Here is a 12,139-nt window from a genome sequence, read left to right on the forward strand (position 1 = left end):
GTCCGGACTCCCTGCCCCATGTTTCACCTGCAAAGCCTCGAACTGCTGCACTGGGATTACTGCCAGCGCCTGACCCTGCCCCTGGACGGCAGCATCATCACCGTGGCCGGGCCCAATGGCTCGGGTAAGACCACCCTGCTGGACGCCATGCGCACCCTGCTGGGCCTGGAGTGCTCGGGCGGGCGCAGCTACAAAACCTACGCGCGCCACGCCAACGCCGACAGCGCCTGGCTGCGCGCCACGGTGGACAACCGCCCCCGCAACCGCCAGTCCAGCAACCGGCCCTTTGCGCGCTGCCTGCTGTACGCCGATGTGGTCACCCTCGTGTGCCGCATCGACCGCAATGGCGGCGACTGGACGCGCCGCTACATCATGGTCGAAGGCGATGTGAGCATCGAGCAGCTGATCGAGCGCGGCAGCCCCGGCGAGCGGGATTGGCTGGGCATCGACAACTGGCGCAAGCGCCTGGAGGGCGCCGGCTTGAGCCGCGCCATCGCCAAGGTGCTGGCGCTGGAGCAGGGCCAGACCGACCGCCTGTGCGAGTACAGCCCCAAAGAACTGCTGCGCCTGGTGTTCGATGTGTTCGGCGACCAGGAGGTGCTGGACCGCTACGACGAGGCCCGCACCCACCAGAAGCAGTTGCTGCAAGAGGTGGAGACCGCCGAGCGCGAGCTCTCGCACGGCAAGGCCCAGCGCGCCGAGCTCGAATCCCGCGTGAACCTGTACCGCCAGTACGAGCTGAAGTGCGCCGAGCGCGAAACCCTGGCCACCGAGGTGGTGCCCGTGCTGAGCAATGTGGAGACGCGCAAGCAACTGGCGAACAAGCTGCGCGAGCTGCACCGCCAGCGCCTGCAATCGGCCGACGACCGCCGCCAGCATGCCCAGGTGAAAGCCGACCTGCTGCAACGCCTGCACGACCAGACCGCGGCCGCCGAGCGCGTGGAAGCGCTCGAAGCCCAGGTTCGTACCGCCCGCCGCCTGCAAGAAGAAGCCCGCGATGCCGAGCGCCCGGTGGAAGCCCTGGTCAAGCGCGCCGACGAGCTGCAGGGCCTGGCCGTGGTCGAAGGTGATGCCGAGAAGCTCACCACCCGGATTACCGAACTGAGCGAACACAAGCAGAAGCTCTCGGCCCAGTGGCAGCGCCTCAAAGACCAGCGCGACGATGCGCAGCGCGCCATGGACGGCTTGCGTGGCCAGCGCCTGGCACCGCCGCCCCACGATGTGCAGCGATTTCGCCGTGTGCTGGATGAGGCGGGCATCGCCCACCACGTGATCGCCGATGTGATCGAGATCGCCGATGAGCGCTGGCGGGCCGCCGCCGAAGGCGTGCTGCGCGGCAGCCGCTGGGTGGTGGTGCTGGCCAACCCGCGCCACGAAGCCCAGGCCATGGCCCTGGCCGAGAAAGAGCGCTATCGCCACTACATCGTGGCCGATGCCGAAGACGCCCCCGCCCAGCCCGAGAGCAGCAGCTTGCTGGCCGTGCTGAAGGTCAGCGCGCCCTTGCCCCACTGGTTGTTGCGCCAACTGGCCAACATCCGCCGTGTGGACAACACCGAGGCGGGCGTGAAGCTGGGTGGCGAATGGATCACCCCTGAGGCCTACCACCGCGATGGCCGCGGCGGCCGCAGCGTGTGGGTCGAGCCGGGCCAGTACCAATTCGGTGCCTCGGCCGTGGCCGCGCGTCGCCACTCCATCGAAGCCCGCCTGGCGCAGCTCGATGAAGAGATGACGCGCGTGGTGCGCGATCAGGCCTTCTTTGAGCGGCAACTGCAAGACGCCCGACAGGCCGCACAAGGCTTCACCGCCGCCGCGGAGTTGCTGGAGCGCGAGGCCGAGTTCAACGAGGCCCGCCGCCAGTTGCCCGTGCTCAAGCAGGCCCGCGTGGACGCCGGCGAGCGCTGGCAAGAGGCCGAGCGCCAGCTCAAACACGCTGTGGTGGAGCAGACCAACGCGCAGCACGCCTACAAACAAGCCCAGGAGCGTCTGGCCCACCTGGAGGGGCGCAGCGCCCAGCACGAGCGCGAGTGGCAGCAACGTTTTGACGACCTCATGGCCCAGGCCGTGATGTCACGCGAAGTCAAGCTCTCACAGCCTGCGCACTGGCGCCGCCCCGAGCGTGTGCGCGAGATGCTGGACCACTATGGCAACGCCACCCAGGCCCGCCTGCGGGCCGAGGCGGTCGAACGCGAGCTCCACGAGGGCCAGTGGGAGACGGACGCCACCGTCATCGAGCAACTCACGCTGATGAACGCCAACGTCATGCGCCAGGAAGACGAGCTGGGCCAGCGCAAGGCCAGCAACGTGGCCGCCGGCATCGCCGTGGACAACGCCCGCGAGCGCTACACCGATGTGCTCAAGGCCACGGTGCGTCGCTACCGCAAGAACATCGTCGAGCTGGGGCAACTGGCCGGCGTGGAGGTGAACGCCGAGCTGCCCCACCTGGACGGCGACGACGGCCTGCTGCGCCAGGCCGAGCTGAAGGTGCACTTCAACTTCGACGGCAAGGGGGCCATTGGCCTGAACGACGGCGAGGCCTCGGGCGGCCAACAGGTGATCAAGTCGCTCATCTTGCTGGTAGGGCTGATGAAGGACGACGAAACCCCCGGCGGCTTTGTCTTCATCGACGAACCCTTCGCCCACCTGGACGTGCGCAACATCCAGCTGGTGGGCCACTTCCTGCGCAGCACGCGCGCGCAGTACGTGCTGACCACGCCCATCACGCACAACGTCGAGGTGTTCGAGCCGGCCGACGTCACCCTGGTGACGGCCAAAAAACCCAAGGGCGCGCGCTGGGCGCCGCCCATCGGGGTGCTGCAACGACGGCCGGCGGTCAACCCGTTCTGAGTGCCGGCCACGCCCGCCTCAGGGCGGGCCAAGCAATCGCTCATGCATGTGCAGCGTGGCTTGCTGCAAGGCGGCAGCCACCACCTGGTCCAGACGGCCGCTGCCCCGGAGTTGCACCACAGCCTCGTCAAAACGGCGCAGCCAGTCCTGCTGCGCCAAGCCCTTGCGGAAGGCGACGTGCATGCCAAAACTCAACAGCTCGCCCTCGGCCATCCACAGGCTCGACAAGGCAGGCCAGCGCAACCACACCAGGGCCGCCGGCTCGGTGCACACCATGGCGTCGATGCGCTGGCGCTTCAGGGCCATCAGGCCCGCCAGGTCGCTGTTGAACTCGATGCAGCGCAAACGCCCCTGTTGCCGCGCCTCGTCAAAGGCCTGGCCATACGACCAGCCACGGATCACGCCCAACACCTGGTCTTGCAAGGCTTCCAGAGAGATGCCCCGCCCCGACCATGACGGGCGCACGACCAGGCGCAGGCGCTCCTGAAAATACGGCGCACTGAAATCAGCCATCTGTTGCCGCGCCGGGGTGGCGATGACCGCACCTGCGCCCATCCGCCCCTGCTGAAAGGCCTGCACCACGCGGTTGAATGGCCAGCCCTCCAGCCGGGCGTTGTCGCCCATCAGGGTCAGGGCCGCGCCCACGATGGCCGGGTAGACGCCGGCACAGCGTCCGGCCTCATCCAGGTACATGGTGGGCGGGCTGGCGGCATCGAAGGCCAGTGGCAAGGCCTCGGCCGCTGCGGCACGCGGCGCCCAGGCGCCCAGCACCGCCGCACCGGCGCCCAGCACCCAGCAGCGTCGCGAGCAGCCTTCCACTGCGGCGTGATTTGTCATGGTGCGCCATGGTGCCATGAAGCCGCCTGCGGTGCATCCACGGTGTAAACCCGAGGCGCCAATGACGCCAAGCGTCAAGCGCCCGACAGTCATCCCCCGTGAACGGGGTGCAGGATCACGCCAGCACCCGGGATGACCACACCACAGCGGCGCCCGCCGGGCGACCACACTGGGTGCAACGACCACCAGACCACGTACCGAGGAGTACCCCATGACCCTGCCATCCATCATCCGCCGCACCGGCCAGGTGCTTGGGGCCAGCCTGGCCTTCAGCCTCGCAGCCCACGCCGGCTACTTCCAATGGGAAATGGTCGAGCTGCCCGCCTCCAGTGGCGCCAGTTGCGGCAACGGCACCCCGTACCGCTTTTTCGTCAACCGCACCCCCTTCACCAGCAAGGCGGTGGTGATGTTTGAAGGCGGCGGCGCCTGTTGGGACCAGGCGGCCTGCAAGGGCGGCACGCTGCTGGACGCCGTCAACCCCGACGGCATCCCCACCAACTACATGAGCGACTTCAACCGCCAGGCCAAGCTCGGCCTGGTCACGCCGTTCACGGCCCGGCTGCACCCGCTGCAAAGCGTGCAGACCCAAAGCTGGAACATCGTCTACCTGACGTACTGCACCGGCGACGTGCACACCGGCAACAAGATCGCCGTGTACGACAACGTCGATCCTGCCCAGCCCCTGAGCTACTACCACCGCGGCGCCGTCAACGCGCAGGCCGTGGCCAAGTGGATGGCCAACAACCTGCCCAAGCAACCCGCTCACCTGCTGCTGACGGGCTTCTCGGCTGGCGGCGTGGGCTCCACGGCCTTGTACGCCGACTTCCGCGAAACCATCAAACCGCGCAAGATGGCCCTGCTGGCCGACTCCGGCCCGCTGTTTGACGTGCCGCGCAACGCCACCCCCGAGCAGGCGCCCTCGGTCTTGCTGCACAACAAGATCCGTGGCGTGTGGGGACTGGACGGCCCCAACGGGCTGGTCACCAAACTGATCGGCAAGTACCCCAACGCCGGTACCGCCGACAACCTGGGCAGCATCACCGCCGGCATCGGCAAGATCTTCCCGAACGACCGCATCGGCTACGCCAACTTCCAGGAAGACACCAACTTCTCTGCCTTCTCGTACCAGAAGTTCTACCCCGAGATCGCCAACGCACCCGACGAGGCCACCCGCCTGTCGCTGCTCAACCAGAAGTGGCGCCAGGAGATCACGCCGTGGATCGCCCAGATGAACACGCAGCCGAATGTGGGCTACTACATCCCGAACAAGCGCGAACTCAACGGCTCGCATTGCCTGACGATCGTCACCTTCGGTGGCACCAGCATCCTGGACAAGGGCCTGCTGTCGGTGGGCACCTTCGTGGACAACCTGCTGGACGGCAAAGGCACGCCCATCCGCGCCTTTGAGGACAACCCCACCTCGCAACGCATCCTGTTGCGTGACTGGTTTGCCGATGTGATCCTGGGCGACCTGGTCTGAGCCCGCCTGCGGCCACCCACACCAGGGTGGCCCACAACGAACAAGGGGCCCGTCGGGCCCCTTGTTCATGGATGCGGCAGCGATGCCGCAGCGGCTCAAGCCGCCAGACGCTGCGCCAGCTTGGCCTTGGTGGCCGGCATTTCGGCAGGCAGGTTGTACGACAGCTGCGTGAAGAGTTCGTCGTGCAGCTTGAGTTCTTGCTGCCAGGCGGCCGTGTCGATGCCGATCACCGACTGGAACTGTTCCTTGGTGAAGTTCAGGCCGTTCCAGTTGATGTCCTCATAGGTGGGGCTGATGCCGAAGGCGTTTTCAACGCCGTTGGCCTTGCCTTGCAGGCGGCCCAGCATCCACTCCAGCACGCGCATGTTGTCGCTGTAGCCCGGCCACACGAACTTGCCATCGGCGCCCTTGCGGAACCAGTTCACGCAGAAGATCTTGGGCAAGGCGTGACCAGCGGTTTGCAGCTTGCCGCCCAGGCTCAGCCAGTGCTGGAAGTAGTCGCTCATGTTGTAGCCCATGAAGGGCAGCATGGCGAAGGGGTCGCGGCGCACCACGCCTTGTTGGCCAAAGGCCGCAGCGGTGGTCTCGGAGCCCATGGTGGCGGCCATGTAGACGCCCTCGGTCCAGTCGCGGGCCTCGGTCACCAGCGGCACGGTGGTCGAGCGGCGGCCACCGAAGATGAAGGCGTCGATGGGCACACCAGCGGGGTTGTCCCACTCGGGGTCCAGCACCGGGTTGTTGGTGGCGGCCACGGTGAAGCGTGCGTTCGGGTGGGCGGCCTTGGTGCCCTTTTCCTTGGCGATGGCCGGGGTCCAGTCGTTGCCCTGCCAGTCGATCAGGTGCGCAGGCGCCGTGTCGGTCATGCCTTCCCACCACACATCGCCGTCGTCGGTCAGGGCCACGTTCGTGAAGATCACGTCGCGGTCCAGCGACTTCATGCAGTTGAAGTTGGTGTGCAGGTTGGTGCCAGGGGCCACGCCGAAGTAACCGGCCTCGGGATTGATGGCGTACAGCTTGCCGTCTTGTCCGGGCTTGATCCAGGCGATGTCGTCGCCGATGGTGGTGACCTTCCAGCCGTTGTAGCCCTCGGGCGGGATCAGCATGGAGAAGTTGGTCTTGCCGCAGGCCGAGGGGAAGGCGGCCGCCACGTGGAACTTCTGGCCTTCGGGGTTGGTCACGCCCAGCAGCAGCATGTGCTCGGCCAGCCAGCCCTGATCGCGTCCCATGGTCGAGGCGATGCGCAGGGCGAAGCACTTCTTGCCCAGCAGCGCGTTGCCACCGTAACCCGAGCCGTAGGACCAGATTTCGCGGGTCTCGGGGTAGTGAACGATGTACTTGGTGTCGGGGTTGCAAGGCCAGGCCACGTCCTTCTGACCTTCGGCCAGCGGCGCTCCCACGGTGTGCACGCACGGCACGAACTCGCCATCGGTGCCCAGCACGTCGATCACGCCCTTGCCCATGCGGGTCATGAGCTTCATGTTCACGGCCACGTAGGCCGAGTCAGACAGCTCCACACCGATGTGGGCGATGTCGGAGCCCAGGGGGCCCATCGAGAACGGCACCACGTACAGGGTGCGGCCGGCCATGGCGCCCTTGAACAGGGCTTGCTCGCCAGTCTGCAGCTTGGCGCGCATCTCGGCGGGGTCACACCAGTTGTTGGTGGGGCCAGCGTCTTCTTTGCGGGCCGAGCAGATGTAGGTGCGGTCTTCCACGCGGGCCACGTCGGACGGATGGGTCCAGGCCAGGTAGCTGTTGGGGCGCAGCTCGGGGTTGAGCTTCTTGAACGAGCCGGCAGCCACCAGTTGGGCGCACAAGCGGTCGTACTCTTCGGTGGTGCCATCACACCAGACGATGTCCTTGGGTTGCAGCAGCGCGGCCATCTCGGCCACCCAGGCGATCAGCTTGGTGTTTTTGACGTAGGCAGGTGCGTTCACCTGTGCAGCAGTCGTCGTCATGAGAAGCTCCAAAAGTAAAAAACAGGGTCTCGACAACGCTCTGTGGCCTTGATCTGCGTGCAACGCCTGCCACCGATCCGGCTCATCAACGCTGTCGACACCCCGCATTCACCGCCTGATACGATGCGCCAACGCCTCATTTCGCGTCACGCAAACGTCACAGTGGTAACCGCGTAGTTTAGTCCAGACTGGGATTTTCTGGTTCCCCCCTCGTCCGAGGGTCTGCGTCACTTCAGGGGCGCCCGGGTGAGCACCCGGTCACGAAGCGCGACATTTTTTGTATGCTGGTGGCCTGATGACATACCTTCACGACATGCCCCCGGCGGCCGTGCCCACGCTTCTGGACCGCCGACGGTGGCTGCAGGGTGCGCTCAGTTTGCTGGCCTGCGCGCAAACACCGGTGCTGGCAGCGCCCCGCGTTCCTCCCCGGGCCGATAGCCCGCCCGTGGGGGTGGACTCGCTGGTCCTGCGCTCTGGCCTGACGGCACGCTGGACGACGGCCATGCGCCAGGACATGGGCTGGAAGGCCCAATGGCAAGCCCACGACAGCCTGGTGCTGTTGCGCATGCTGGAAGATGGCTCGCTGCCGATGGCGGTCTTCCTGGGCGGCCCCGAGGCCGACGCCCTGGACCGCTCCGGCCTCATCCACGACCGGCGCACCCTGGCCCTGACCGATGTGCTGCTGGTGGGCCCCAAGGACGACCTGGCGGGCCTGCGCGGCGAATCCGACTGGGCGCGCGCCATCATGCAGGTGCTGTCTGCCCGTGTGGCGGGCGTGGCCGACTGGGAGGCACCGCCGCCCAGCCATGCCCTGGCCACCTGGATCGACCAGTGGAGCCAGGGCTTCACGCGGCAGGGCGCCCTCGTGCGACCGGCCAGCCGCCCCGCGCCGGCCGATTCGGTGGCCTACACGGTGGTGCCTCGTGCGGCCTGGCGGGCCTCGGCCGAGCGCGATCGCAAGGTCTGGCTGAGCACGGCCCCCGAGCAGGCCCTGAGCCTGCAGGTGGCGCGCTCGTTCCGCAGCAGTCACCCCGGTGCCGGCCTGCTGGTCAAGTGGCTGGAGGCGCCGCTGGCGCGCCGTCAGGTGCGCGCCCTGGCCCCGGGCTGGCGCCTGCCGGGGGCCTGAGCACCATGGACTTTGGCGTGCTGCGCGTGCTGGGCTGGAGCGGCCTCATCGCCCTGGCCACGGTGCTGTTGTGCGCCGCCCCCGCACTGGCCTGGTCCACCTGGATGGGACGCCAGCGGTGGCGCACCAGCGCCTTGCTGGACGTGGCCGTGCTGCTGCCTGCCGGCTTGCCGCCCGCCCTGGTGGCGCTGGCGCTGTGGCTGGGCTGGCGACAGCAGGACCTGGCCTGGCTGTGGGAGGCGCTGGCGGGATGGACGCCCGCGCACTTCATGCTGACCACGCTGCTGGCCTGCTGCCTGATGACCTTGCCCTGGATGATCCGCCTCTTGCGCCCGGCGTTTGAAGAGGTCGACCCCTGGCTGGTGCCCGCCGCACGCACCCTGGGCCTGTCGCCCTGGCGCACGTGGTGGCGCATCTCCCTGCCCATGGCCCGCCCGGCCCTGGCCTCGGCCATGGCCATGGGCTTCGCCTTGTCGTTCAGCGAATCCCTGATCGCCCTGCTGGTGATGGCGGCCCTCACACCGGACACCTTGCGCGCCAGCCCGGACTGGCTGAGCCTGGCCCGTGGCCTGCGCCTGCTGCTGACGCACCAGCAAACCTGGTGGGCCCTCGGTGCGGTGGCCTTGACCGTGTCCTTGCTGGGCATCACGCTGAGCGAATGGAGCCGGCGGGCCTGGCGTCGCCAGTTGGGACGGCAGCGCCGCACGCAACGGGGCATGGCATGAGCGTGGGCACCCGACCCATGAAGCCATTGAGCGTGGAGCTGCGCCTGCGCGCCTCCCGGCTGGACGTGCGGGCCCAGTTCCGGGTGGCACCCGGGCGGGTGTGCGCCCTGGTGGGACGCGCGGGCTCGGGCAAGTCGGGTCTGCTCAAGGCGGTGGCCGGCATGATGCCCGCGCAGGGCGGCCGGGTGGCCCTGGGGGCCGATGCGGTCTACGATTCGGCCGCGCGCATCGACCTGCCGGCCCATCAGCGCAAGCTGGCCTGGCTGGATGGCCATGGGCACCTGGTGCCCCACCTCAGCGTGCGCCAGAACCTGCTGTTTGGCGCCCAGGGCAGCCCGCATGTGGGCGCCCTGACGGTGGTGCCCGACGACATCGTCAACTGGCTGGACCTGGGCGGGGTGCTGGGGCAGCGGCCACACCAATTGCCCGCGGCCATGCGGTTCAAACTGGCCCTGGGCCGCGCCCTGATCTCGTCGCCCAACGCCTTGCTGCTGGACGATCCGCTGGGCCAGGTGCCCGAGGCCGAGCACGACGCCTTGCTCGACCTGCTGGCCGACGTGGCCGCGCGCTTCCGGCTGCCGGTGGTGCTGGTCAGCCCGCGCATGCACGATGTCATCCGCCTGGCCGATGACGTCGTCATCCTGCACGAAGGCCGCGTGGCCAGCGCAGGCCCGACCGCACAGATCCTGTCGGACGTGTCGCTGTCCACCTTCCTGGAGGGACTGCACGCCGGCAGCGTGCTCGAAGGCGAGGTCAAGCGCCATGACATCGAATGGCTGCTCAGCGAGGTCGACCTGGGGGGCCAGCGCGTGAGCGTGCCGGCCATGCTGCACCCGGTGGGCACCAAGGTGCGCGTGAAGCTCAGGGCCCGCGACGTGACCCTGCACCGAGACGTCCCCGTCGACACGAGCTGCACCAACCACGTCCGTGGCCGCATCACCCAGATCATGCTGGCCGGCGAGCATGGCGTGTATGGCGCCGTGGGGATCGAGCTGGACCGCTCGGTCGACCCACTCAACCCGCAAGTGCTGCCCGGCCTGCCGCTGTGGGGGCTGCTCACGCGCAAATCCATCCAGCAGATGGGCTGGTCGCCCGGCCAGCCCTGTGTGGTGAGCTTCAAGGCCATGGCACTGGCGGTGTCGGCCTGGCGCTGAGCGGCACCGCTGCGCGCACTGGCCTACACTGCGCCACATGTCACTGCCCAAACGCCAACTGCTGTCGGTCAATGTGGCCGCCGCCACCGCCTTGAACATCAACGGTCGTCGCGTGATGAGCGCGATTGGCAAGCGCGCGGTGTCCACCCCCGAGGCCCCACAGCGCATCGAGGTGCGGCCCCTGGGCCTGGCCGGCGACGAGCAGGCCGACGCCACGGTGCACGGCGGCCTGCAAAAGGCCGTGTACGCCTACCCCCACGAACACTACGCGTTCTGGCAGACGGTGCGCGCTCAAGCCCGAGCACAGCTCTGGGACGAGACCGTGCCCCACGGCATGCTGGGCGAGAACCTCACCATCACCGGCCTGCTGGAAGCAGACGCTTACATCGGCGACGTGCTGGCGTTTCCTGATTGCGCCCTGGCCATCAGCGAGCCCCGCCAGCCGTGCTTCAAGTTCGCCGCCGTCATGGGCTTTCCGCAAGCGGTGAAGATGATGGCCCAGTCGGGCTACTGCGGCTTTTACCTGGCCGTGCGGCAGCCCGGCACCATCGCGGCGGGCGAAACCTATGAGCTCATCCCCGGCCCGCGCGACGTGAGCATCCGCGAGCTGTTCCAGACCAAGATGCGCGGGCGCAAGGCCGACTGACGCCCTGAACGGATCAGTCTTCGTCGTCCCAGCGCTTCACGGCCAGCCGCACGCCATCCAGCCACTTGCGCACCTCGGCGCTGCTGCCCAAGGTGTGCACAACCCACTCGGGGCGTGGCGACGGCCGTTTGGCCACACGGGCCTGGATCGCTGTGGCCTCTGGCGCCCGTTGCAACTCGATCACCGTCACGCCCTTGAGCGCAAAGCGCGCAGGCGTGGCGCCAGAGCCCTGCTCTTGCAGGGACTTGAGCTCGCGCAGGTCGCGGCGCAGCTTGACCAGGGCTTCATCCGCCTTGAAAGGCGGCAGGGCAAAAAAGTCAGACAGCTCGTCGCTCATGCTCACCCTCCTGGCTGGCTGCGGTCACGGCCTGCAGACGCGCCACGTTGGTGACCCCGGCGGCCACGTGCCCGGACGGCACATGGGGCGCGGCATTCTCGACATGGCCGGTCTGGTCGTCAAAGAAGAAGTCCGGCTCGAACTCGCGCAAAAAAGCCCCCTTGGGCAGCCCGCCCAGGAACATGGCCTCGTCCACGTCGATGTTCCAGTTCATCAAGGTGCGGATGGCGCGCTCGTGCGCTGGCGCGCTGCGCGCCGTGACCAGCGCCGTGCGCACGCGCATGACGCCCCCCTGAGCGGCGCGTTGCTGCAACTCGTGCAAGGCCGTCAGCAAAGGCTTGAAGGGGCCGTCCGGCAACGGCTGGGCCGCGCGCTCCACCTCGTGGTGGTGAAAAGCGTCCAGCCCGCCATGCTGAAACACCTGCTCGGCCTCGTCCGAGAACAGCACGGCGTCGCCATCGAAGGCAATGCGCACTTCATGCGGGTGCGCATCGCCCGCCCTGGCTGCGTGCGGCAACACACGCGCGGCGGGCACCCCGGCGGCCAAGGCCGAGCGCACATCGGCCTCATTGGCCGACAAAAACAGATGCGCGCCCAAGGGCTTCAGATAACGCCAGGGGCTGGCCCCGCGAGTGAACACGCCCCGGTCGATGGGCAGGCCATCGCGCTGGGCCGAGCGGAACACCCGCATCCCTGAGACTGGGTCGTTGCGCGACAGGATGACCACCTCCACCAGCGGCAGCTCGGGCGTGTTGAAGGCCAGCAGCTTGCGCACCAGCGCATGCGCCACGCCAGGCCGCGCCGGCACGTCCAGCCGGTCCAGCTGAAGCTGCATGTAGGCGCGGTCGTCCGAGCCTTCGAAGACCTGGTTTTCTTCTTCGAAGTCGAACAGGGCGCGGGATGAGATGGCCACCACAAGGCGGCCGGTGAGGCTGGCGGGCATGGCTCAAGGCAGGTCATTCGCGCACAAGCGCGCGATCCAGATCATGCCCCAAACACGGGAGCAAACGCGACATTGCGCCTTTCTGGCGCTTG

The 12,139-nt window shown here is 68.0% G+C and carries 10 protein-coding genes; 6 read left to right on the forward strand and 4 right to left on the reverse strand.

What is annotated here, in order from left to right; genetic code table 11:
- Positions 1 to 18 precede the first annotated feature (18 nt).
- Positions 19 to 2,844 (forward strand): ATP-binding protein, encoded by a 2,826-nt coding sequence (locus tag WNB94_RS07315; RefSeq protein ID WP_341389368.1) that lies wholly within the window; start codon positions 19 to 21, stop codon positions 2,842 to 2,844.
- An 18-nt stretch (positions 2,845 to 2,862) separates the two neighbouring features.
- On the opposite strand, the gene WNB94_RS07320 is transcribed toward WNB94_RS07315, so the two are convergent.
- Complete coding sequence (locus WNB94_RS07320) at positions 2,863 to 3,681, reverse strand: substrate-binding periplasmic protein (protein ID WP_341389370.1); 819 nt, start codon at positions 3,679 to 3,681, stop codon at positions 2,863 to 2,865.
- Between the two features lie 211 nt (positions 3,682 to 3,892).
- Between WNB94_RS07320 and WNB94_RS07325 the strand changes: the two genes are divergently transcribed.
- Positions 3,893 to 5,161 (forward strand): pectin acetylesterase-family hydrolase, encoded by a 1,269-nt coding sequence (locus WNB94_RS07325; protein WP_341389372.1) that lies wholly within the window; start codon positions 3,893 to 3,895, stop codon positions 5,159 to 5,161.
- A gap of 95 nt (positions 5,162 to 5,256) precedes the next feature.
- On the opposite strand, the gene WNB94_RS07330 is transcribed toward WNB94_RS07325, so the two are convergent.
- Positions 5,257 to 7,116, reverse strand: coding sequence for a phosphoenolpyruvate carboxykinase (GTP) (locus WNB94_RS07330; RefSeq protein ID WP_341389374.1), 1,860 nt, complete (start codon positions 7,114 to 7,116; stop codon positions 5,257 to 5,259).
- A gap of 295 nt (positions 7,117 to 7,411) precedes the next feature.
- On the opposite strand from WNB94_RS07330, the gene WNB94_RS07335 reads away from it, so the two are divergent.
- From WNB94_RS07335 to WNB94_RS07350, 4 genes are read left to right on the forward strand one after another with little or no spacing between them, the layout of a single operon-like run.
- Positions 7,412 to 8,242, forward strand: a complete 831-nt coding sequence (locus tag WNB94_RS07335) for a hypothetical protein (protein WP_341389375.1) — start codon at positions 7,412 to 7,414, stop codon at positions 8,240 to 8,242.
- A 5-nt stretch (positions 8,243 to 8,247) separates the two neighbouring features.
- Positions 8,248 to 8,967, forward strand: coding sequence for an ABC transporter permease subunit (locus tag WNB94_RS07340; protein ID WP_341389376.1), 720 nt, complete (start codon positions 8,248 to 8,250; stop codon positions 8,965 to 8,967).
- Positions 8,964 to 10,121 carry an ATP-binding cassette domain-containing protein gene (locus WNB94_RS07345; RefSeq protein WP_341389378.1) on the forward strand — a complete coding sequence of 386 codons (1,158 nt, stop codon included), beginning with the start codon at positions 8,964 to 8,966 and terminating at the stop codon, positions 10,119 to 10,121. Before WNB94_RS07340 ends, WNB94_RS07345 begins: the two co-directional genes overlap by 4 nt.
- A gap of 37 nt (positions 10,122 to 10,158) precedes the next feature.
- On the forward strand, positions 10,159 to 10,767 hold the full coding sequence (locus tag WNB94_RS07350) for an MOSC domain-containing protein (RefSeq protein ID WP_341389379.1): 609 nt from the start codon (positions 10,159 to 10,161) through the stop codon (positions 10,765 to 10,767).
- Between the two features lie 13 nt (positions 10,768 to 10,780).
- On the opposite strand, the gene WNB94_RS07355 is transcribed toward WNB94_RS07350, so the two are convergent.
- Together WNB94_RS07355 and WNB94_RS07360 are read right to left on the reverse strand one after the other, a co-directional pair.
- Complete coding sequence (locus WNB94_RS07355; protein WP_341389380.1) at positions 10,781 to 11,104, reverse strand: hypothetical protein; 324 nt, start codon at positions 11,102 to 11,104, stop codon at positions 10,781 to 10,783.
- On the reverse strand, positions 11,085 to 12,047 hold the full coding sequence (locus WNB94_RS07360) for a 5'-nucleotidase (RefSeq protein ID WP_341389381.1): 963 nt from the start codon (positions 12,045 to 12,047) through the stop codon (positions 11,085 to 11,087). The genes WNB94_RS07355 and WNB94_RS07360 overlap by 20 nt, the downstream gene beginning before the upstream one ends.
- Between the last annotated feature and the right edge of the window lie 92 nt (positions 12,048 to 12,139).

The organism is Aquabacterium sp. A3 (assembly GCF_038069945.1).
Classification (GTDB): Bacteria; Pseudomonadota; Gammaproteobacteria; order Burkholderiales; family Burkholderiaceae_C; genus Aquabacterium.

What these genes read in the sequence shown, in the direction of transcription:
- WNB94_RS07315 (WP_341389368.1), top strand. Translation starts at nt 19, where the DNA reads ATGTTTCACCTGCAAAGCCTCGAACTGCTGCACTGGGATTACTGCCAG.
- WNB94_RS07320 (WP_341389370.1), bottom strand. Translation starts at nt 3,681, where the DNA reads ATGACAAATCACGCCGCAGTGGAAGGCTGCTCGCGACGCTGCTGGGTG.
- WNB94_RS07325 (WP_341389372.1), top strand. Translation starts at nt 3,893, where the DNA reads ATGACCCTGCCATCCATCATCCGCCGCACCGGCCAGGTGCTTGGGGCC.
- WNB94_RS07330 (WP_341389374.1), bottom strand. Translation starts at nt 7,116, where the DNA reads ATGACGACGACTGCTGCACAGGTGAACGCACCTGCCTACGTCAAAAAC.
- WNB94_RS07335 (WP_341389375.1), top strand. Translation starts at nt 7,412, where the DNA reads ATGACATACCTTCACGACATGCCCCCGGCGGCCGTGCCCACGCTTCTG.
- WNB94_RS07340 (WP_341389376.1), top strand. Translation starts at nt 8,248, where the DNA reads ATGGACTTTGGCGTGCTGCGCGTGCTGGGCTGGAGCGGCCTCATCGCC.
- WNB94_RS07345 (WP_341389378.1), top strand. Translation starts at nt 8,964, where the DNA reads ATGAGCGTGGGCACCCGACCCATGAAGCCATTGAGCGTGGAGCTGCGC.
- WNB94_RS07350 (WP_341389379.1), top strand. Translation starts at nt 10,159, where the DNA reads ATGTCACTGCCCAAACGCCAACTGCTGTCGGTCAATGTGGCCGCCGCC.
- WNB94_RS07355 (WP_341389380.1), bottom strand. Translation starts at nt 11,104, where the DNA reads ATGAGCGACGAGCTGTCTGACTTTTTTGCCCTGCCGCCTTTCAAGGCG.
- WNB94_RS07360 (WP_341389381.1), bottom strand. Translation starts at nt 12,047, where the DNA reads ATGCCCGCCAGCCTCACCGGCCGCCTTGTGGTGGCCATCTCATCCCGC.